Annotated in this window: 20 protein-coding genes and 1 tRNA gene; 11 read left to right on the top strand and 10 right to left on the bottom strand. The window is 69.3% G+C overall.

Translation table 11 applies throughout. The features are described 5' to 3' along the window. Positions 1 to 43 precede the first annotated feature (43 nt). From V9G19_RS24475 to V9G19_RS24465, 3 genes are read left to right on the top strand one after another with little or no spacing between them, the layout of a single operon-like run. Complete coding sequence (locus V9G19_RS24475) at positions 44 to 331, top strand: FeoA family protein (RefSeq protein WP_462287993.1); 288 nt, start codon at positions 44 to 46, stop codon at positions 329 to 331. After that, entirely contained in the window at positions 331 to 2274 is a 1944-nt protein-coding gene (feoB, locus tag V9G19_RS24470; protein ID WP_462287992.1) for a ferrous iron transporter B, read from the top strand. The genes V9G19_RS24475 and feoB overlap by 1 nt, the downstream gene beginning before the upstream one ends. Then, on the top strand, positions 2271 to 2915 hold the full coding sequence (locus tag V9G19_RS24465; RefSeq protein ID WP_462287991.1) for a NifU family protein: 645 nt from the start codon (positions 2271 to 2273) through the stop codon (positions 2913 to 2915). Before feoB ends, V9G19_RS24465 begins: the two co-directional genes overlap by 4 nt. On the opposite strand, the gene V9G19_RS24460 is transcribed toward V9G19_RS24465, so the two are convergent. Beyond that, positions 2867 to 3859 carry an NAD(P)H-dependent glycerol-3-phosphate dehydrogenase gene (locus V9G19_RS24460; protein WP_462287990.1) on the bottom strand — a complete coding sequence of 331 codons (993 nt, stop codon included), beginning with the start codon at positions 3857 to 3859 and terminating at the stop codon, positions 2867 to 2869. The genes V9G19_RS24465 and V9G19_RS24460 overlap by 49 nt on opposite strands. A gap of 37 nt (positions 3860 to 3896) precedes the next feature. Beyond that, complete coding sequence (locus V9G19_RS24455) at positions 3897 to 4118, bottom strand: hypothetical protein (RefSeq protein WP_462287989.1); 222 nt, start codon at positions 4116 to 4118, stop codon at positions 3897 to 3899. Between the two features lie 31 nt (positions 4119 to 4149). Between V9G19_RS24455 and V9G19_RS24450 the strand changes: the two genes are divergently transcribed. Continuing rightward, a complete protein-coding gene (locus V9G19_RS24450) occupies positions 4150 to 5010 on the top strand; it encodes a carbohydrate ABC transporter permease (RefSeq protein ID WP_462287988.1) in 861 nt (286 codons plus the stop codon). A gap of 23 nt (positions 5011 to 5033) precedes the next feature. On the opposite strand, the gene V9G19_RS24445 is transcribed toward V9G19_RS24450, so the two are convergent. The 3 genes from V9G19_RS24445 to V9G19_RS24435 all read right to left on the bottom strand — a co-directional run bounded on the left by V9G19_RS24445 (position 5034) and on the right by V9G19_RS24435 (position 6455). Beyond that, on the bottom strand, positions 5034 to 5576 hold the full coding sequence (locus V9G19_RS24445; protein ID WP_462287987.1) for a DUF1697 domain-containing protein: 543 nt from the start codon (positions 5574 to 5576) through the stop codon (positions 5034 to 5036). A gap of 47 nt (positions 5577 to 5623) precedes the next feature. Further along, positions 5624 to 6178: an MmcQ/YjbR family DNA-binding protein gene (locus V9G19_RS24440; protein WP_462287986.1), complete on the bottom strand. Its 555-nt coding sequence runs from the start codon at positions 6176 to 6178 to the stop codon at positions 5624 to 5626. Between the two features lie 204 nt (positions 6179 to 6382). Then, positions 6383 to 6455, bottom strand: a tRNA-Thr gene (locus V9G19_RS24435). A 196-nt stretch (positions 6456 to 6651) separates the two neighbouring features. Here V9G19_RS24435 and V9G19_RS24430 point away from each other — a divergent pair. Together V9G19_RS24430 and V9G19_RS24425 are read left to right on the top strand one after the other, a co-directional pair. Then, positions 6652 to 7350, top strand: a complete 699-nt coding sequence (locus tag V9G19_RS24430; RefSeq protein ID WP_462287985.1) for a hypothetical protein — start codon at positions 6652 to 6654, stop codon at positions 7348 to 7350. Between the two features lie 17 nt (positions 7351 to 7367). Then, on the top strand, positions 7368 to 8135 hold the full coding sequence (locus tag V9G19_RS24425) for a hypothetical protein (protein ID WP_462287984.1): 768 nt from the start codon (positions 7368 to 7370) through the stop codon (positions 8133 to 8135). On the opposite strand, the gene V9G19_RS24420 is transcribed toward V9G19_RS24425, so the two are convergent. Together V9G19_RS24420 and V9G19_RS24415 are read right to left on the bottom strand one after the other, a co-directional pair. Next, entirely contained in the window at positions 8095 to 8859 is a 765-nt protein-coding gene (locus V9G19_RS24420; RefSeq protein ID WP_462287983.1) for an SDR family NAD(P)-dependent oxidoreductase, read from the bottom strand. The genes V9G19_RS24425 and V9G19_RS24420 overlap by 41 nt on opposite strands. A 33-nt stretch (positions 8860 to 8892) precedes the next feature. Next, complete coding sequence (locus V9G19_RS24415; protein WP_462287982.1) at positions 8893 to 10050, bottom strand: acyl-CoA dehydrogenase family protein; 1158 nt, start codon at positions 10048 to 10050, stop codon at positions 8893 to 8895. An 87-nt stretch (positions 10051 to 10137) separates the two neighbouring features. Between V9G19_RS24415 and V9G19_RS24410 the strand changes: the two genes are divergently transcribed. The 3 genes from V9G19_RS24410 to cysN all read left to right on the top strand — a co-directional run bounded on the left by V9G19_RS24410 (position 10138) and on the right by cysN (position 13389). Continuing rightward, positions 10138 to 10398 carry a metal-sensitive transcriptional regulator gene (locus tag V9G19_RS24410; RefSeq protein ID WP_462287981.1) on the top strand — a complete coding sequence of 87 codons (261 nt, stop codon included), beginning with the start codon at positions 10138 to 10140 and terminating at the stop codon, positions 10396 to 10398. Between the two features lie 169 nt (positions 10399 to 10567). Further along, positions 10568 to 11479, top strand: a complete 912-nt coding sequence (gene cysD / locus V9G19_RS24405) for a sulfate adenylyltransferase subunit CysD (protein WP_462287980.1) — start codon at positions 10568 to 10570, stop codon at positions 11477 to 11479. Then, positions 11479 to 13389, top strand: a complete 1911-nt coding sequence (cysN, locus tag V9G19_RS24400) for a sulfate adenylyltransferase subunit CysN (protein WP_462287979.1) — start codon at positions 11479 to 11481, stop codon at positions 13387 to 13389. The genes cysD and cysN overlap by 1 nt, the downstream gene beginning before the upstream one ends. 33 nt (positions 13390 to 13422) lie before the next feature. Here the strand turns inward: cysN and V9G19_RS24395 are convergent, their stop codons facing one another. Further along, a complete protein-coding gene (locus V9G19_RS24395; RefSeq protein WP_462287978.1) occupies positions 13423 to 14496 on the bottom strand; it encodes a 2,3-butanediol dehydrogenase in 1074 nt (357 codons plus the stop codon). 168 nt (positions 14497 to 14664) lie between these two features. Here V9G19_RS24395 and V9G19_RS24390 point away from each other — a divergent pair, with 168 nt between their 5' ends. Next, positions 14665 to 16494: a DUF2207 domain-containing protein gene (locus tag V9G19_RS24390; protein WP_462287977.1), complete on the top strand. Its 1830-nt coding sequence runs from the start codon at positions 14665 to 14667 to the stop codon at positions 16492 to 16494. A gap of 44 nt (positions 16495 to 16538) precedes the next feature. Here V9G19_RS24390 and V9G19_RS24385 read toward each other — a convergent pair whose 3' ends face one another. Next, a complete protein-coding gene (locus tag V9G19_RS24385; protein ID WP_462287976.1) occupies positions 16539 to 17291 on the bottom strand; it encodes a winged helix-turn-helix transcriptional regulator in 753 nt (250 codons plus the stop codon). A 130-nt stretch (positions 17292 to 17421) separates the two neighbouring features. Between V9G19_RS24385 and V9G19_RS24380 the strand changes: the two genes are divergently transcribed. Continuing rightward, on the top strand, positions 17422 to 18831 hold the full coding sequence (locus V9G19_RS24380) for an acyl-CoA synthetase (protein WP_462287975.1): 1410 nt from the start codon (positions 17422 to 17424) through the stop codon (positions 18829 to 18831). A 3-nt stretch (positions 18832 to 18834) separates the two neighbouring features. On the opposite strand, the gene V9G19_RS24375 is transcribed toward V9G19_RS24380, so the two are convergent. Then, positions 18835 to 19212, bottom strand: a complete 378-nt coding sequence (locus V9G19_RS24375) for a carboxymuconolactone decarboxylase family protein (protein WP_462287974.1) — start codon at positions 19210 to 19212, stop codon at positions 18835 to 18837. Between the last annotated feature and the right edge of the window lie 81 nt (positions 19213 to 19293).

The raw sequence follows: 19293 nt of genomic DNA, 5'->3' as shown, positions 1-19293 counted from the left end.
AGCCTAACTCGCAAGGAGTATGCCCCGCCCGTGAGGAGGAACGATGTCGGCCGTCTCGTCCCGCCTCGGCCACCGCCACATCGTCTCCGGCGCCCACGCCGACGGCTCGCTCGCGGGCCTTCCCGTCGGAGCTGGCGGCGTGGTCACCGGGCTGCGCGGGTTGGCGCCCGAGGTGGCCCGCCGGCTGCACGACCTCGGGTTCACCGCCGGGTCCCGGGTCGATGTCCGTCGACGCGCGCCCTTCGGCGGGCCGGTCATCGTGCGGGTCGCCGACTATGACGTCGCCTTGCGTCGGCGGGAGGCCCTCGCGATTCGGATCTCGACGGCCTGATGGCCGGCCATTCCCACCATGACGGCAGCGGCACGGCAACGCTGGCGGGCACGCATATCGCGCTGGTGGGCAGCCCCAACTGCGGCAAGACGACGCTCTTCAATGCGCTGACCGGGCTACGCGCCAAGACGGGCAACTATCCCGGGGTCACGGTGGCCAAATACGAGGGTCGCGCCCGGATCGGGGATCAGGACGTCGTCATCGAGGATCTGCCCGGCACCTACAGCCTCGACCCGATCAGCCTCGATGAGCAGGTGGTCACCGATACGCTCGACCCGCAAGGCGAAGGCACCACCCCCGATGCCCTGCTCGTCCTGCTCGATGCGACGACGTTGCGGCGCTCGCTGACGCTGTTCTCCCAAGTCGTGCTCGCCGGCCTGCCGGTGTGCGTCGTCATCACCTTCGCTGATGAGCTGAGCGCACGCGGTGGCCGGCTGGACGTGGCGGCGCTCCACCGTGCGCTCGGCGTCCCGGTCGTCGTCGTGACCGCGGGCGATAAGGACGGAATCGCCGCCTTGAAGGAGCGCGCCCGCGACTGGCAGCACTGGGAGCGGCCGGCCCTGGCTCCGCCGGTCGACCCGGCCGAGCACGCCGCCTGGGTGGAGTCGGTGCTGACCGCAGCGGCATACGTGCCGGCGTTAGCCGACCCGCGGACCTCCCGGATCGACAATGTTCTGCTGCACCCGGTGACCGGGGGAGCGGTCTTCCTCGCGGTGATGTTCGCGTTCTTCCAGGTGATCTTCACCCTGGCGGCGCCGCTGCAAGGCTATGTCGAGCGGCTGTTCGCGTATCTCGGCGGGCAGGCGGCCGAGCACATCGCCAATCCGTGGCTTGCCGGTTTCGTCAGCGACGCGGTCTTTGGCGGGGTCGGCGGAGTCGTCGTGTTCTTGCCGCAGATCGCTCTGCTGTTCTTGATGATCTCGCTGCTCGAGGGCGTCGGCTATATGTCGCGGGCGGCGGTCATCATGGACAAGCTGATGTCCCGCTTCGGGCTGGAAGGCCGGGCGTTCGTCAGCCTGTTGTCGTCGGTCGCCTGCGCGATCCCGGGGATCATGGCCACCCGCACGCTGCCCTCGGCCCGAGACCGGCTGGCGACGATGATGGCCGCCCCGCTGATGACCTGCTCGGCGCGGCTGCCGGTGTTTGTCCTGCTCATCTCGATGCTCGTGCCGTCCTCGGCGCGGTTCGGGCCGTTTGGGGCGCAGGGGAGCATCCTCTTTGGGCTCTATCTGCTCGGGGCGCTCTCCTCGCTGCTCGCCGCGGCGGCGTTCAAGCGGTTCGGGCGCGGGCATGGCCGGGCGTTGCCGTTCTACATGGAGATGCCGCCCTACCGGCTGCCCAGCGTGCGCGGCGTCCTCTTGGCCGTATGGGATGCCTGCCGCAGCTTCCTGCGCAAGGTCACCCACATCATCCTCGCGACGACGATCCTGCTGTTCCTGTTGCTGAACCTGCCGGCCCGGGGCGCCGCCGAGATGCGCGCGGCGGGCGTGGACCCGGGCGATCATGGGGCGGCAGCGGCCTACGTCCTCGACAACAGTTTTGCCGCCGACATCGGCCGCGCGGTCGGGCCGGTCTTCGAGCCGCTCGGCTTCGACTGGCGGATCAACATCGGCGTGGTCTCCTCGCTCGCGGCGCGGGAGGTGTTCGTTGCGACGATGGGCCAAGTGGCCGCGGCCGCTGACCCGGAGAACCCGCGCGCGGCGCTGGAGGCGATGACGGTCACCGATGGTGGCCGGGCGGGCGAGCCGCTGTGGTCGGCCCCGACGATCGCGGCGCTGCTCGTCTTCTTTGTCTATGCGCTGCAGTGCATCTCGACGATCGGGGTGTTGCGCCGCGAGACCGGCGGGTGGAAGTGGCCGCTGATCGGCTTCGGCTATCTCTTTGCGCTGGCCTGGACGATGGCCTTCCTCGCGCGCACGATCGTCGCCGCGCTGACGGGATGATCCCGACCCATCCCGAGGCCGTGCCGGGCGAACCGCAGACGTTGAGCTGGGTGATCCCCGACGGGGCGCTGTCGCTGGACGGGCCGGTCCAGGGCGCTCCGGGGCGCTTCGGCGAGTTGCTCGCCGACGGTTCGGTGACGGCCATTGCCCGGCCGGGACGGCTGCTGCTGACCTTGGCCGCGGGACGGTCCTGGCGTGCGGACGGGGCGGCGATCCGCACCGCGCTGCACGCGGCCTTGGAGGATCCCGCGGGCTGGACGAGCGCGCCGGTCGACGATGCCGCGATTGAGCAGGCGGTTGCGGCCGTGATTGCCGGCCCGGCGGGGGAGATGATCGCGCGGCACGGCGGGCAGGTGCGCGTGGCTGGGGTGCAGGCCGGGCGGGTCGACCTGGAGGTCGGGGGAGCCTGCGCCGGCTGCCCCGCGGCCGGATTGTCCGTCGGCACGACACTCGCCGCCGCGCTGCGCGCGGCCGTGCCCGGAATCACCGAGGTGGTCGTCACCGAGGTCGCCCGGCCGCGGTTTGTCTCCCTCGGCCGGCTGCTGCCCGGCGGTGCCGGCGCGCCGAGCGCCGAGACGGATGGATCCCGTGCTCAGCCCGGTTCGTCCTCGCCACCCGGCCGCGGGCCGAGCCCGCGATAGGCCGCCAACGGGTCGATCGCCCCGGTGACCACGCCATAGATCGTCTCGTGGATCGGCATACCGATCCCAAAACGCTCGGCCAGCTCGTGCGCGGTGACGGCGGTCTTGATGCCCTCGGCGACCATCGTCATGCCGCCGGTGATCTCGTCAATCGACAGGCCCCGCCCAAGCTTCTCCCCGACCGAGCGGTTGCGGCTCATCGGGCTCAGGCAGGTCGCGATCAGGTCGCCCATCCCGGCGAGCCCGGCGAACGAACTGCCCTGCCCGCCCATCGCCTCGCCGAGCCGGATCAGCTCGGCGAGGCCGCGGGTCATGACCAGTGCACGGGTGTTGTCGCCGACCCCGAGCCCTTCGGCCATCCCGCAGGCGATCGCCACGACATTCTTCAGAGCGCCCCCGAGCTCGCACCCGATGACGTCGGGGTTGGTATAGACGCGGAACAGGCCCGTGCTGAGCACGCGCTGCAGCGCCTTGGCCACGGCCAGGTCCGGGGTGGCAATGACGCTGGCGGCGGCCTGCCCAGCCATGATCTCTCGGGCGATATTGGGCCCGGTCAACGCCGCCACCGGGTGGGAGGGCAGCTCGTGGTGGATGACCTCGGTCATCCGCAGCAGGCTGTCCTGCTCGAAGCCCTTGGCCAGGGAGACGATCGGGATCCACGGATGGAGGTGCTCGCGGGCGGCGGCAACGGTCGCGCGCACCGCCCCCGTCGGCACCCCGACGATGAGCAGCTCGGCGTGCTCGACCGCCTGCTGCAGGTCGGCGGTCGCCCTCAACTTCGGGTGGAGGGTGAATCCGTCCAAATACCGCGAGTTCGTATGCCGCTCGCCGACCTCCGCGACGACCTCCTCGCTGCGTGCCCAGAGCACGACGTCGTGTCGGCGTGCGGTGATCGAGGCGACGGTCGTGCCCCAGTTGCCGCCGCCGAGGACTGTGACCTTCACCCGTTGCCTTCCTCCCTCCGCGCCGCCACTACGGCGGTCACCGCCTTGAGAGTAGCGGCGTGGCGCCGTCGGACGTTGCCGATGGCGGCGCCGGCAACGGCGTCGGGGGAATCCGCGCTGGGTCGACGGCGACGAGTTCGACATCCCATTGGCCCGGGCAGCCGCCGGCGCGGAAGAGAACCTGCCCGGCGGCATACGCGCCGGAGGTGAAGCAGACCTCCGCCTCGTCTTCCTGGACAACATCCCGACGTTGCAGCACACGCCGGCGATGGGGTCGCGGAGGAGGCGCGATGAGGCGCTCACCGCTGGCCTGGCCGTTCCTTCTCGGCTCGCTCCTGCTCGTCGGGGCGCCCGTGGTCATCGGCGGCTGGCTCGCGCTGAGCGACTATTACAGCTTTGCCGGGCCCCGCTTCACCGGTTTGGACAATCTGCACCGGGCCGCCGGGGATCACCTCTTCTGGCGCTCGCTCGCGACGAGCGCGGTGATCGCCGTGATCGCGGTCCCGCTGCGCCTCGCGCTCGCCATGGGCGCCGCTCTCGTGCTTGCCCGCCGGCGCGGTCCGCTGGACAGCGTCGGGCGAGTGGCGGCATACCTGCCCTCCGTGATCCCGGACGCCGCCTGGGCGCTGCTGTGGCTGTGGCTGCTCAACCCGCTCTATGGCCCTGTGCCGCAACTGATCCGGGGTCTTGGGCTGCCCGCCCCGGGCTTCCTCACCGAGCCGTGGGGGGCCCGAACGGCGCTCGTCCTCGCGGTGTCCTTCCAGATAGGCGAGGCGTTCGTTGTCGGTCTGGCCGCGCGCCGGGCGGTGCCCGCCGGGTGGTATGCCGCGCTCGCGCTCGAAGGTGCCTCGTCGTGGTTCACCCTGACCAGGCTCACCCTGCCGGTCATGGCCCCGCTTATTCTCGTGCTCGCCGCCCGGGATGTGATTGTGTTGCTGCAAAACAGTTTTGTCCCGGCGATGTTGCTCACCGAGGGCGGGCCGACCAACGCCACCCTGACCGCCCCGCTGCTGATCTGGCGGCGCGCGTTCGAGTATGGCGAGCTTGGCTACGCGAGCACCCTTTCGCTCATCCTGTTGGTGCTGACCGGGGTCGCGGTCGCCATGCCGTTGTGGCTCGCTGCTCGGTTGGCTCGGCGGCAACGCGGCTGAGGAGCTGTTCTTCAGTCGCCGGCTCAGTCGGCTGCCCACTTGCCGGCCAGGGTGGTGAGCATCTCGATCGTCCGCGAGGTGCCCTCGCCCAGGGCGGCGAATTCCTTGCTGGACAACAACTTCGAGGTGTGGATGTTGCCCTCCAGCAGTGCGTATGCCGCGCGCCCCGACACGACGCACACGTCACCCGGGATCTCGAGTGAAGTCACGGCGGCAGCGGCGGCGGCGGGTGGGGGCGCGGCATACAGCGTCACGTAGTGCTTGCCCGCAGGTTGGTGCTTCTCGGCCAGCTCCTGGCCGGTGGCGACGACCTCGCGCAGCTCGGCGAGAGTGAGCACGACGGTCGGGACCGCGAAGCCGGCGGCAGCGGCATACGACTTCTCCAAGGCGGCGGCGACGCTCTTGGCCGACCGTTGGGGGCAGGTGAGCACGACGTTCCCGCTCGTGGCATGCGTCGCGACCTCGGTGGCGCCGGTAGCCTCCGTGGCGGCGATGATCGCGGCCTTGGGAAACGTGCGCGTGGCACCAAGGTTGATCGCGCGCAGGAAGGCGACATAGCGGGGCATTGGGCCACGCTACGCGGTCAGGTCAGGTCAGGTCAGGTCAGGTTAGGTCAGGTCAGGGCGCGGGCAGCTCGCAGGGCGGCGGGCCCGAATCCGTGCAGCGCCAGCAGCTCGGCGTCGGTGCGCGCGGCGAGGTCGTCCAGGGTGCGGATGCCGGCGCCGGCCAGCGCCCTGCGGGCGGGCGCTCCCAAGGCCTCGAAGGGGTCGACCGGCTCGCCGAAGTGTTCGGCAACCATCCGCTTGGGCGCCTTGGCCGCCCACGCCTCGGTGATCACCTCGGTGAGCTCGTCGCGGTCGAGTTCACCCAGGCGGGAGGTCTGGACGAGGACGGCGGCATATCCCCGGAAGTGGTCGATGTCGAAGAACGGCCCGCCGCTTTGCAGCAGCGCCTCCTTGGCCTCCAGGTCAGCGGTATGGATGACCAGCAGGTCGGTATAGGGTTCCCCGGTCGCGGGGTCGACCGCCGTCTTGTGCGGCGCCCGGCGCAACAGGAAGCCCTTGCCGCCCACCTTCCAGGTCGGCCGGTCGCCCCACGAGATCCCCGACTCGGCTCCCGGCAGCGAGCCGGCGATCGAGTCGACGTCCTGCTCGCGCGCCTTGGCCATCCCCCCAGCGTAAGGGGTGCCGCGGGCAGCGCACCGGTAACGTCGCTGGTTGAGGGGATGCGAGCGCGCCCGACGTTCGTTGCCGCGCTTGTAGTTTCCGGTGAGGCGGGGCTCCCGCTGGCCTGAGCCGCTGTCCTGCAGGAGGTGCCGTATACCTCACCTGTTGCAGGACACCTACAGGGCAGGTCGAGCGCGCAGCGCGAGAGCTGGCGGGGGGACTCGAACCCCCAACCACCTGTTTACAAGACAGGTGCGCTGCCAATTGCGCCACGCCAGCGTGCCCGTGGAGGTACCCGGCGGGCACGGGAAGGATATCCCGGCGCCAGACCAGCGCTGGCCTGCCGACCGCCTACCCGGTCCAATCACCAATCTGGCGAGGAATGAAGCACCAGTTCCCGACGGCACACGGCTTGCCCACGCCCGCTTCATGGGATAACTTGCCCCAAAGGGGGGTCTGACCATCGGGGGACCGTATGCTGCGCCAAATCACCGCTGCGGCAGTGACACTTCTCGTCTCTGCCGCCGGCATTTCTGCGATCGCCGCGCCGGCGGGCGCGGTCGCCGCGAGTTCGCCGAACGCCGTGCGGGCTGGCTCCGCGCAGGCTAGCGCCGCCGCCGACTGGGCGTTTGCCGGAAACAAGCGCGTCGGAGTGGTCCAGTGGCGCTATCCGGCGGCGGCCACGGGCCGGCCGGGCAATGCCCACAGCGGCGGCTTCTTCCTTGACAACAGCGACGGGCGGGTGTGGTCGATGTGGCTGGACTGGCGCTGTCCCAGCGGAGTCACTCCGCCCCAGGATTCCGCGGCGCAAACCTCGTGCACCCTGTTGCGTGAGGAGGTGGGCTCGGCGATCGTCTTCCCGCCCGAGGACTACCAAGGCGTCGGCGCGGTGGGCCTCGATATCCACACGACGCTGAGCACGACGATCCAAACGCCGACCACAACCACTCGCGGGAGCGCCGTGCTCAACCTCACCCTGCGCCCAACGGCCGCGCCCGAGCAGGAAACGGTCTATTGGCAGGACACCAAGCGCGAATACAAGCGGCTGATCGTGCGGGCGCCCGGCGTGATTGCCAACGGCTCGGTCGGGTGGCTGTCGCTGTCCGCGCCGAAGACGACGATCGTCAGTGCCCAGTTGACCGCCTACCGCACCTATGTGCGGCCGCTCGCGTGAGCGCGAAGGAGGAACCGATGAGACCACGTGGCCCCGGGGCCGTGCTCACGATGGCCGTCAGTGGCGGCTGCGCCGCCACCCTGCTGCTTCTCGGTGCGGCAGGAGCCCACGCCCAAGGCACGCCCCGGACGATCTCCGCCCGGACGATCCCCGCCCGGGCGAGCCTTGCCCCGATGGACACGACCGCGCCGGCGTCGCCCGCTCGAGAGGACTGGACGCTCGTGGCCGAGCGGCAGGTCGTGCGCTTCGGCTGGCGGGTGATGGGCTCGGTCTCCCGGCGCCCGGGCAATGCGCACAGCGGCACCTTTGCCCTCAAGGCCGATGGCTGGGGCGTGCAGGCCCGGTGGCTGGACTGGCAGTGCCCGACCGGGGTCAATCCGCCGATCCAGGCCGGAACGACCACACCGTGCGTGCTGCGCCGCGCGGACCAGGCCAATCCCTATGTCGAGCACCCCGACGACTACCACATCGTCGGCCGGGTAGGCTTCGAGATCGACAAGATCTTCGAGATCAACCCCCTGCGGGCCACGTCGATCGGGCGGGCGACGTTCAGCCTGCTGCCATCCGGAACCCTTAAGCGCGAGGTTTCCTATTGGACGGTCGGCTCGACCCGGCACAAGAAGATCACCTGGACCGCCCCCGCAGTCGTCGGCGACGGGCTCCTCGGCTGGGTTGGCCTGCAAAACTCCCGGACGGTGTTCGTCGCCCCGGTTCTCGCGGCCAGCGAGGAATACACCCGCCCGGTCAGCGCGGCGGCATCCGCAGCGCCCCGTCGAGCCGGATGACCTCCCCGTTGAGCATCGCATTGTCGACGATGTGGGCGACCAGCTTGGCGTAGTCGCGGGGGTCGCCGAGCCGCGGCGGGTGCGGCACCTGCTTTTCCAGGACCTCCTTGACCTCCTCGGGAAGGCTCGCCATCATCGGGGTCGCGAACGAACCGGGGGCGATCGTCACCACCCGGATGCCCTTGTCGGCCAGATCCCGCGCCGCGCTCAAGGTCAGCCCGACGATGCCGCCCTTGCTTGATGCGTATGCTGCCTGGCCCACCTGCCCGTCATAGGCGGCGATCGAGGAGGTCATCACCACGACCCCGCGGTCGCCGTCCAGCGGTTCGTTGGCGGCCATCGCCTCGGCGGCCAAGCGAAGGACGTTGAAGGTGCCGATGAGGTTGACCTCGATCACCGAGCGATAGGTGTCCAGCGCGAGTGGGCCGCGCCGGCCGAGGATGCGTCCCGGGGTCACCACGCCCGCGCACATGACCGCCACGCGCAGGTCACCGCGTTCACGGGCGATCGCGATCGCCGCGGCAACCTCGCCTTCGTCGCGGACATCCCCCGGCATCCAACAGGCCTGCTCGCCCAGCTCCCACGCCAGATCCGCCCCACGCGAGGTCGGCAGGTCGACGATCACCACGCAGGCGCCGCGTTCGTGCAACCGCCGAACGGTCGCCTCGCCCAACCCCGAGGCGCCGCCGGTGACGAGGGCAACGGTGTTCTCGGACAAGTGCATCGGTCTCTCCTGGTCGTATGCCGTCCCGTGTCGTCAGCGGCCGAGCACGTGCCGGCCGATGACGAGTCGCTGAATCTGGTTGGTTCCTTCGAAGATCTGGGTGACCTTGGCCTCGCGGAAGTAGCGTTCCGCGGGGAAATCCGCCGTGTAGCCCGCGCCGCCGAGCACCTGCACCGCCTCGGTCGTCACCCGCATCGCCGCGTCGGTGGCGATCAGCTTGGCGATCGCCGCTTCCTTGCTGAACGGGCGGCCGGCGTCGCGTAGCCGCGCGGCATACAGATAGGACGCGCGGGCGCTGCCGATCGCTGCGGCGAGATCGGCGATGAGGAAGGCCAGGCCCTGGTTGCTCGCCACCGGGCGGCCGAACTGGCGGCGATCGACGGCATACGACGCGGCGAGGTCGAGGGCGGCCTGGGCCAGGCCGGTGGCCGCGGCGGCGATCCCGAGCCGGCCCGAGTCGAGCGCGGCGAGCGCGATCGCCATCCCCTGCCCTTCCGCGCCCATCCGGCGCGAGGCAGGCACGCGCACGTCCTCGAAGAGCACCTCGCTCACCGGGTCGCAGTGCAGGCCCATCTTTTTTTCCGGCGTCCCGAACGACAGGCCGTCGGCGTCGGCCGGCACCACGAAGCAGGACAGCCCCTTGCCACCGTCGTCGGAGGTGCGGGCAAAGGTGGCATAGAAGTCGGCGTGCCCGGCATGCGAGATCCACGACTTGGTCCCATTGATCACATAGTCCTCGCCGTCACGCTCCGCCCGCGTGGTCATCGACGCGATGTCGGAGCCGGCGAGGGGCTCGGACAGGCAGTAGGCGCCAAGCGTCTCGCCGGAGAGCATGCCGGGCAGCAGCGCCTCCTGTTGTCCCCGGGTGCCGTATGCCGCGGTCGGGTAGCACGTCAGCGCATGCACCGACGTGCCTACGGCTACGCTCATCCACGCCGCGCCGATCTCCTCGATGACCTGCAGATACGTCTCGTAGGGCTGCGCGCCGCCGCCGAACTCCTCGGGATAGGGCAAGGAGAGCAGGCCCGCGCGGCCGAGCACGGCGAAGACGTCGCGGGGGCAGGCAGGCACGCTCACGGCGGCCACCTCGGCGGCGTCGGCACGCGGCCGCAATTCCTTGGCGGCGATGTCACGCACGAGGCCGATCAGGGCCCGGCCTTCCTCGGAGGGCAGCAGACGCTCCACGGGCATACGCCGACCCTATCGCCCGGGCGCGATCAGCTGCCGGGGGCATACGGCTGGGGGTATCATGCCTTAGGGCCGAGCACAGGAGCGCGCATGGAACTCGATCAGCAGGAGATGGTTGCGGTCGTCAAACGTCTCAAGCGCGCCCAGGGGCAGATCGGCGGGATCATCAAGATGATCGAGGACGGCCGCGAGTGCCAGGAGATCGTCACCCAGATGGCGGCCGTGTCCAAGGCCCTCGACCGGGCCGGCTTCGCCGTGATCGCGCTTGGGCTCAAGCAGTGCATCACCGACCCGGATGGGCACACGATGGATCTGGAGTCGATGGAGCGGCTGTTCCTGTCGCTCGCCTGACCGTCCCGTCGCTCGCCTGACCGTCCGTCGCTAGCCGGAGTGTCCGAAGCGCCCTGCGGCGCGTGCTAATCTCGATGGTCGTGTGTGGCGACGGCGCGCAGCTCGCCGCGCCCCCGCGGCGGCCGTGACGGGGCAGGCCGCAACGCGATCACCAGGGAAGGTTTATTTCATGGCGCAACCCGGACCCTCCGCGCTGACGCATTTGCAGCGGCTGGAGGCCGAGAGCATCCACATCATGCGGGAAGTCGCCGCCGAGGCGGAGAACCCGGTGATGCTCTACAGCATCGGCAAGGACTCGGCGACGATGCTCCACCTGGCCCGCAAGGCCTTCTATCCGGCGCCACCGCCGTTTCCCCTGATGCACGTCGATACGACGTGGAAGTTCAAGGCGATGTATGAGCTGCGCGACAAGGCCGCGCGCGAGGCGGGCATGGAGCTGCTCGTCTACCAGAACCCCGAGGCCAAGGAGAAGGGAATCAACCCCTTCGACCACGGGCCGCTGCATACGGACATGTGGAAGACCGAGGGCCTAAAGCAGGCGCTCGACAAGTATGGCTTCGACGCCGCGTTCGGCGGCGGCCGGCGCGATGAGGAGAAGTCGCGGGCCAAGGAGCGGGTCTTCTCCTTCCGCAACCGCAACCACCAGTGGGACCCCAAGAACCAGCGCCCGGAGCTGTGGAAGCTCTACAACGCCCGCAAGCAGCCGGGGGAGTCGATGCGGGTCTTCCCGCTCTCGAACTGGACCGAGCTGGACATCTGGCAGTACATCCACCTCGAGGGCATCGAGATCGTCCCGCTGTATTTCGCGGCCAAGCGCCCGGTCGTCGAGCACGACGGGCTGCTCATCATGGTCGATGACGACCGCTTCCCGCTCAACGGCCGTGAGCCCGAGCTGCGCAGCGTCCGCTTCCGCACGCTCGGCTGCTATCCGCTGACCGGAGCCGTCGAATCCACCGCCACCACCCTTCCCGAGGTCATCCAGGAGATCCTGCTGACGACGACGTCCGAGCGACAGGGCCGGGCGATCGATCACGACTCCGCCGGCTCGATGGAGAAGAAGAAGCAGGAGGGCTACTTCTGATGACGACCACCGACGACTCGATCTATCAGGTCGAATCGCTGATCGCCGAGGACATCGACGCCTATCTGGAGCGCCACCAGCACAAGACGATGCTGCGCTTCATCACCTGCGGCTCGGTCGACGACGGCAAGTCCACGCTCATCGGGCGGATGCTCTATGACAGCAAGATGATCTTCGAGGACCACCTGCAGGCCCTCGAAGCCGACTCCAAGCGGGTCGGCACCCAGGGCGACCAGATCGACTTCGCCCTGCTTGTCGACGGGCTGGCGGCCGAGCGGGAGCAGGGCATCACGATCGACGTTGCCTACCGCTTCTTCTCCACCGAGAAGCGCAAGTTCATCGTCGCCGACACCCCCGGCCACGAGCAGTACACCCGCAACATGGTCACCGGCGCCTCGACGGCCGAGCTCGCGGTCATCCTCATCGACGCTCGCAAGGGCGTGCTGACCCAAACCCGCCGGCACAGCTATCTGACCCACCTGATCGGCATCCGGCACATCGTCTTGGCGGTCAACAAGATGGATCTCGTCGGCTACAGCCAGCAGGTCTTCGACGACATCGTCGCCGACTATCGCGCGTTTGCCGACTCGATCGGCATCGGCGACTTCACCGCGATCCCGATCTCGGGCTTCCTCGGCGACAACATCACGACGAACTCGTCGAATGCGCCGTGGTATACCGACACAACGCTGATGAACCACCTGGAGACGGTCGAGCTCGATCAGACCCTTGACCAGCAGCGGCCCTTCCGGATGCCGGTCCAGCGGGTCACCCGGCCCGACCTCAACTTCCGCGGGTTCGCCGGGACGATCGCCAACGGCGTGCTGCGCCCCGGCGACCAGGTCCGGGTCCTGCCGAGCAACCGGTCCTCGACGGTGGCACGGATCGTCACCTTCGACGGCGACCTGCAGGAGGCGGTCGTCGGCCAGGCGGTCACAGTCACCCTGGCGGATGAGATCGACTGCTCCCGCGGTGACGTCCTCGTCCTCGACGGCGACGTGCCGGAGTCGGCCGACCACTTCGAGTGCCACCTGGTGTGGATGGACGACTCCGAGATGCTCCCCGGCCGGCCCTACTGGATCAAGATCGGCACGACGACCGTCACCGCGCAGTTCGAGCGGCCGAAATACCAGGTCAACGTCAACACGATGGAGCACGCCGCCGCAAAGACGTTGGACCTCAACGCGATCGGTGTCGTGACCTTCTCCACCGACCGGCCGATCGTCTTCGAGCCCTATGCCCAGTCACACGACCTCGGCGGGTTCATCGTCATCGACAAGATGACCAACGCGACGGTTGCCGCGGGCATGATCCACTTCGCGCTGCGCCGGGCCAAGAACGTCTCTGCCCAGCCCCTGGAGATCAGCCGGCAGCACCACGCCCGGATGAAGAACCAGGACCCCGCGGTGATCTGGCTGACCGGCGTCCCCGGGTCGGGCAAGACACAGATCGCCAACGAGCTGGAGGTTCAGCTCGCCCGGATGAACCGGCATACCTTCCTTATCCTCGGCGAGAACATGCGCCTCGGGCTGAGCAAGGACCTCGGCTTCGACGACGCCGACCGGGTCGAGAACGCCCGCCGCCTGGCCGAGGTCGCCAAGCTGATGGCCGACGCCGGCCTCGTTGTCATCGTCTCCTCGATCTCCCCGTTCACCGCCGAGCGGAGGATGGCACGTGACCTGATCGGCGAGAGCGAGTTCTACGAGGTCTTCGTCGACATGCCGCTCGCCGAGGCCGAAAAACGCGACACCAAGGGGCTGTATGCCGCCGCCCGCGCCGGAGAGTTGACGAACTACACCGGCGTGGATAGCCAGTATGAGGCGCCAACCGCCCCCGAAGTCCGGATCGACGCCCTGACGACATCGGCCAAGGCCGCCGCCGCCCAGATCGTCGCCCTGCTCATCCCGTAGCGGTGAGTGCGTCGCGGTGATCCGGTGCGGCGGTCAGCCGCCGAGGCCGGCGCCGCTGGGCGAGACGAGGATCTTGACGGCGGTCTCGTTGCGATGGATCAGGGTGTCGAAGCCCTCATCGATCAGGCCCTCCAGGCCGATCTTGCCGGTGATGAACGGCGCGAGGTTGACCTTGCCGTCCTCGACGAGCTTGATCGTCGCCGGGTGGGAGTTGACGTAGGCGATCGTGCCGCGGACGTCGAGCTCCTTGAGCACGACCTGCTGCATGTCGAACGAGCCGCGCTGTCCCCAGATCGACACGACGACCAGAACCCCGCGGGGGGCGAGGGCATCGACGAGGGTGTCCATCGCCGGCTGCACCGAGGTGCATTCGAAGGCGACATCGGCGCCCCGCCCGCCGGTCAGGTCGCGGACCGCCTGGGCCACATCGATTTCGCGCGGGTCGAAGGCGTGGTCGGCGCCTGCGCCGAGCGCCTTCTCGCGACGCAGCCCGCTCATGTCGCTGACGGCGACGGTCAGGCCCTCGGCCTTCAAGACCGCCGACAGGAGCAGCCCGATCGGTCCCACGCCGCCAACGAGGGCGAAGTCGCCCGCGGCGGCGCCGGAGCGCTGGAAGGCGTGATAGCCGACGGCTAGGGGCTCGATCAGCGCCGCCTGATCGAGTGGGATGGAGTCGGCGATCGGGTGCACCCAGCGGCGCTTGACGGCGAGCTTCTCGCCGAGGCCGCCACCGCGCCCGGCCAGCCCGATGAAGTTCATGTCCTTGGAGAGGTGATAGTCGTCGCTGCTCGTGTCGACGTCGTCGGCGATGATGTAGGGCTCGACGACCACGTGCTGCCCAACCGTGATGTCATCGACGCCGTCGCCGACGGCATACACCACCCCGGACATCTCGTGCCCCAGGGTGATCGGCGCGGCCTCACCCGAAATCGGGTGGGGGATGTCCGGCCGAGGGCAAAAGATCGGGCCGTCCTTGTATTCGTGCAGGTCGGTGCCGCAGATGCCGCACCAGGCGACCTCAACGCCGACCTCGCCGGCCCCGACTGTGGGTTCGGGGATCTCCTCGATCCGGATGTCGCTGTTGGCGTAGTAGCGGGCTGCCCGCATGGTGACTCCTTGCGCATTGACTGCAACGGCCAGGCACGACGTTACTCCAGCCGCGCGATGCCCGCTCACCGCGCAAGCTAGGCAGCTCTACTCAGACGGTATGTCGCCGGCGCGGGCTATTCTGCGAGCGTCCCGCCATCCGGAGCGGGGATGTGCCAGGGGTGAGTCATGTCGCGGGTTGCTGCCAGGGTGTTCGCCTGGCTGAGTGCGCTGATCGGGCTGACGATGCTGTTCGTCGGACCGGCATACGGCGAGGAGGGGGATGTCATCTCGGACTTCCGGATCGACTACCTGATCCAGGCCGACGGCACGGTTCGAGTCGTTGAGGACATCGACTACGAGTTCGGCGGCTCGCAGGAGCGGCACGGGATCTATCGCCAGCTGATCACCCGGCAGCCGTTTGCTCCCGGGTCGGATCAGGACGTCACATACGACATCAGCGACATCGAGGTCACTTCTGCGAACGCGCCGGACAACGTCGATCGAAGCACTCACTGGCGCGGCTTTCGCACCCAATACATCGAGCTGAAGATCGGTGACGAGGACCGGACGCTGACCAGCCGGCAGGCCACCTATCGGATCAGCTACACCGTCAAGGGCGCCCTGCGCACAATCGACGGCCAGCCCGAGTTCTATTGGAACGCGACCGGCACCGACTGGAAGGCCGAGATCGCGCACGTCCGCGTCCTGGTCCGGGCCCCCCAGGGGGCCGGCGAACTCAACTGCTATTGGGGTGCGGCTGGTGACACCGAGAAGACGTGCACGACCGGGACCGAGGATGGCGCGGCCGTCTTCGAGCACTCCGGTCTCGGCGTTGGCGAGGGCATGACGGTCTCGGCACTGCTGCCGGCCGGCTCAGTCAGCAATGCCACCCCGACCGTCGTGCCCAAGGGCTCGCTGATCGCCAGCGCCCACCTGAATCCGCTCACCATCGGAGGGTCGCTGCTGGCGTGCCTGGCCGCCCTCCTGCTCGCCGTCCGTTCGCACCGGGCCATGCGCGATGAGCGCTTCGCGGGAACGCCTCCCGGGGTCATCGCGCCGCAGGGGACGCCGGCCATCCAGGACACCATCGACGAGGACGCGATCCCTGTCCGGTTCAACGCGCCGGACATCCCGCCCGAGCTGGGCGGCCCGCTGGAGAGCAGTTCGGCAAGCTCGCGCCGCACCGCGGCGGTGCTCATCGAGCTGGCCACCCAGGGTGCGGTCGGCGTCGTCTCGACTCCCGACTCCGGGCGGAAATTCAAGGACTCCGGCGGGCTGCGGCGCGCGGTGCACCCGCGTGACCTCAGCCGCGCCCAACCCGGATATCAAACCGAGTTCGTCCAGAAGCTGTTCGGCCCCGCGGGAACGCCGGTCGTCATCGACCATCCCGACACAAACGACAAAAAGCGCTTCGCCGAGGCCGACAAGGCTTTGACCAAGGCGCTCGATGCCGAGGCGAAGAAGCGCGGCTGGACGACCGGATCGTCGGTCGGGCTCGGCTGTGGGCTGTTTATGCTCATCGTGTTCGGCATCATCGCGCTCGTCGCTCTGGCCTCCTCGCGCGGCGCGGGGATCTGGCTGTATGCCGCGCCGGGACTCGTCGTCGCCGGCGGGTTGGGCTATGCCGGGGTGCGGTGGATGAACGGCCACCGCACGCCCGTGGGCCGGGCACTCACCGACCAGGTCGTCGGCTTCAAGCGCTATCTCACGACGGCCGAGGCGGGCCAGCTGCGCTTCGAGGAGGGCGAGGACATCTTCAGCAAGTTCTTGCCGTGGGCGATCGTCTTCGATGTCGCCGAGCGGTGGCAAAAGATCTGCAGCGAGCTGGCCGCCGCCGGGCGCATTCCGGACACCCCGGGGTGGTATGCCGGTCCGTCGTTCTACAGCTCCTACTCCAGTACCGACTTCGGCACCTCGTTCGCCAGCGCCAGCGTGAGCAACTCCAGCTCGAGCGGCAGCGGCGGCGGCGGCTCCTCCGGTGGTGGCGGCGGCGGCGGTGGTGGCGGCTCCTGGTGACGTCGCGCCGAGGTCCCTGACCCAGTTCCCCCGCGCGTGCGGCGTCACTCGTCGTCGGTGCTGTCCTCGGTGCTGTCGTCGGCGCCGTCCTTGTCGTCCGCCGCGTCGGCCTCGTCCTCGGACCCGGCGGGCCGGACCTTGGCATAGATCGGGTGTTGGCCGAACCACCGCGGGAAGCGGCGGGTGAGGCGGCCAGGTCCGGTGAGGGTGATCAGCCCGTCGTCCATCGCCGAACGCATCGTCCGGTCGCCGAGCCAGACTTCGGTGAGCGCTCGCATGTCGGCATCCACGGCCAAATCGGTCCACGGCCCGGGGTCGGTGTGCCGCATCTCGATCTCCTCCCCGACCACCAGCCAAAAGGTGGCGTTAGCCGGGGTGCCGCCATGCAGGCGGAACTCGATGACCGTCCGGCCCTCGGCCAGACCGGCGGGCACGAGCATGCGATGGATATCCCACATGAGCAGGGCCGGGTCGAGGTCGGCCCGGTCGTAGGTGCACGGCGCCCACCGCTGCGCCCACGCGCCCATCGCGGTGATGATCGGTTCCAGGTCCCACCCGGCCTCGGTCAAGTGATAGCGGGCCGCCATCCGCTCCCCGCGCCGCTCGATGACTCCCGCGTCGAGGAGTTCCCGCAAGCGCTTGCTCAACAGCGGCTGGGAGAGCGTCGGTAGCGCCCGGATGAGTTCCCCATATCGCGTCGTGCCGAGCATCAGTTCGCGCAAGATCAGCGACATCCACTTCTCAGACAAGAGTTCGGACGCCCGAGCGACGGGGTCGAACTGGCCATTGGCGCGCACGGCGGTCAGCCTACGCGCCCGAGCCCTGGGGTGCCGTGGCTGGCGTGATCACCGCCACAGCGGTGACGGCGGGCCCCCAGGCTGTGCCAGCGAGGCGAGGACAGCTTCGCGGGGTGGCTAGGCTCGGGCTGTGGACACGCCTGGCCTGCTGCGGCAACTGACCGACGGCACCTCAGGCGAGCAGCTGGTCCGCGTCGCGGACGACGTCATGTCCTTCGGCGAGCTGCTCGGTGCCGCCACGGTCGCGGCGCAGCGCTTGGGCGGCAAGCGGCGCGTCTGTGTGCGCGCCGTGCCGCGATTGAGCACGGTGGTCGCCGTGGTCGGGGGGCTGCTGGCGGGAGTGAGCGTCATCCCGGTTCCGAGCGACGCCGGCCCGACCGAGGTCGCGCACATCGAGCGTGACTCCCAGGCGCAGGCGTGGGCGGGGGAGGTGCCGGCAGGAGGCGAGCTGCCCGGCATACCGATTGAGCTGCGGCCGAGATCCGAGGCAGGGATGACGCCCGAGCCCCCTGCCGAGGCCGAGGCGCTTGTCCTCTATACCTCGGGCACGACCGGGCTGCCCAAGGGTGTTCCACACACCCGCGCGGCTCTTGCTGCCGGTCTGGACGGGCTGGCGGCCGTGTGGGCTTGGACCAAGGATGACGTTCTCGTGCACGGGCTTCCGCTGTATCACGTGCACGGGCTGGTGCTCGGTGTGCTCGGCGCCCTGCGGGTGGGGTCCGCGCTCGTGCATACCGAACGTCCGACGCCGGCGGCATACGCTGCCGTGGAGGGGAGCCTCTTTTTTGGGGTCCCGACCGTGTGGCACCGGCTGGCGCGCGATCCCGACGCTGCTCGGCGGCTGGCGGGCGCGCGCCTGCTCGTGTCGGGGTCGGCGGCGCTTCCGGCTCCGGTTTTTGACCGCATCCGGGACCTGACCGGCCACGAGATCGTCGAACGCTATGGGATGACCGAAACGCTCATCACCGTCTCGGCCCGCTGGGACCGTCCGCGCCGCGCCGGCTGGGTGGGCTGGCCGATCGAGGGGATCTCGACTCGGCTGCGGGGCGACGATGGCGGCGCGGTCGCCCACGACGGCGAGAGCGTCGGCGAGCTGCTGGTGCGCGGGCCGGTGGTCTTCGACGGATATCTTGGCCAGCCCGAGGCCACCGCGGCCAGTTTCACCGAGGACGGCTGGTTCGTCACCGGGGATGTCGCGACGATCGCGCCGGATGGCTGTCACCGGATCGTCGGGCGGACCTCGGTCGACCTGATCAAAACCGGCGGCTTCCGCGTCGGTGCGGGTGAGATCGAGGCCGAGTTGCTCGCGCACCCGGGCGTCGTCGAGGCGGCGGTCGTCGGTGTACCGGATGATGACCTCGGGCAGCGCATTACCGCCTTCGTCGTGCCGGCGGAGGCTGTGACCCAGGACGAACTGATCTCCTGGGTCGCGCAGCGGCTCTCGGTGCACAAGCGTCCCCGCGAGGTCCACTTCGTCGATGCCTTCCCGCGCAATGCGATGGGGAAGGTCGTCAAGAGCAAGCTGGTCGCCGCCGGCTGAGCGTCACGCTCGGGGCTGGCGCTTGGCCTCTTGGTCGGCGAACTGCTCGTGGAACTCCATGAAGGCCTCCAGCGCGCGGGGCCCGTAGACCGTCGCGGGGCCACCGCCCATGAGGATAGTGACGCCAATGGCTTCGGCGGCCTCCTGCGGGCTCGCGCCGGCGCGGGCTGCGCCGCGGGCGTGGGAGGCGATGCAGCCGTCGCAGCGGTCGACAACACCGATGGCGAGCGCGATGAGTTCCTTGGTCTTGGTATCCAGCGCGCCGGGGGACAGCGCGGCTTTGTGGGTGTGCGTGAACCCTGCGTAGACCTCGGGGATCATCGAGCGCAGCTTGGCGGTCGGGTCGCGCAAGTCGGCCAGGGTCTGCTTGCCGTAGGACATTGTCACTCCTTGATGAGCGGTTGCGCCAGCCACTCTAGCCAATGGCTTCCTATACCCCGGAGGGTACCCAGTCGACGAGGA

Origin of the sequence: Nostocoides sp., from assembly GCF_037045025.1 — a bacterium.
Taxonomy (GTDB): domain Bacteria; phylum Actinomycetota; class Actinomycetes; order Actinomycetales; family Dermatophilaceae; genus Nostocoides_A.
Note: the sequence above shows the minus strand (reverse complement) of the source record. Positions and strands in the feature narration are given on the sequence as shown.

Excerpts from the sequence above, each read along its gene's own strand:
- V9G19_RS24445 (WP_462287987.1), bottom strand. The coding sequence starts at position 5,576 with ATGCCCCGCTATGTCGCCTTCCTGCGCGCGATCAACCTTGGTGCCACG.
- V9G19_RS24410 (WP_462287981.1), top strand. The coding sequence starts at position 10,138 with ATGGAACTCGATCAGCAGGAGATGGTTGCGGTCGTCAAACGTCTCAAG.
- cysD (WP_462287980.1), top strand. The coding sequence starts at position 10,568 with ATGGCGCAACCCGGACCCTCCGCGCTGACGCATTTGCAGCGGCTGGAG.
- V9G19_RS24450 (WP_462287988.1), top strand. The coding sequence starts at position 4,150 with ATGAGGCGCTCACCGCTGGCCTGGCCGTTCCTTCTCGGCTCGCTCCTG.
- V9G19_RS24425 (WP_462287984.1), top strand. The coding sequence starts at position 7,368 with ATGAGACCACGTGGCCCCGGGGCCGTGCTCACGATGGCCGTCAGTGGC.
- V9G19_RS24430 (WP_462287985.1), top strand. The coding sequence starts at position 6,652 with ATGCTGCGCCAAATCACCGCTGCGGCAGTGACACTTCTCGTCTCTGCC.
- V9G19_RS24440 (WP_462287986.1), bottom strand. The coding sequence starts at position 6,178 with ATGGCCAAGGCGCGCGAGCAGGACGTCGACTCGATCGCCGGCTCGCTG.
- V9G19_RS24375 (WP_462287974.1), bottom strand. The coding sequence starts at position 19,212 with ATGTCCTACGGCAAGCAGACCCTGGCCGACTTGCGCGACCCGACCGCC.
- feoB (WP_462287992.1), top strand. The coding sequence starts at position 331 with ATGGCCGGCCATTCCCACCATGACGGCAGCGGCACGGCAACGCTGGCG.
- V9G19_RS24415 (WP_462287982.1), bottom strand. The coding sequence starts at position 10,050 with ATGCCCGTGGAGCGTCTGCTGCCCTCCGAGGAAGGCCGGGCCCTGATC.
- V9G19_RS24465 (WP_462287991.1), top strand. The coding sequence starts at position 2,271 with ATGATCCCGACCCATCCCGAGGCCGTGCCGGGCGAACCGCAGACGTTG.
- cysN (WP_462287979.1), top strand. The coding sequence starts at position 11,479 with ATGACGACCACCGACGACTCGATCTATCAGGTCGAATCGCTGATCGCC.
- V9G19_RS24395 (WP_462287978.1), bottom strand. The coding sequence starts at position 14,496 with ATGCGGGCAGCCCGCTACTACGCCAACAGCGACATCCGGATCGAGGAG.
- V9G19_RS24475 (WP_462287993.1), top strand. The coding sequence starts at position 44 with ATGTCGGCCGTCTCGTCCCGCCTCGGCCACCGCCACATCGTCTCCGGC.
- V9G19_RS24390 (WP_462287977.1), top strand. The coding sequence starts at position 14,665 with ATGTCGCGGGTTGCTGCCAGGGTGTTCGCCTGGCTGAGTGCGCTGATC.
- V9G19_RS24420 (WP_462287983.1), bottom strand. The coding sequence starts at position 8,859 with ATGCACTTGTCCGAGAACACCGTTGCCCTCGTCACCGGCGGCGCCTCG.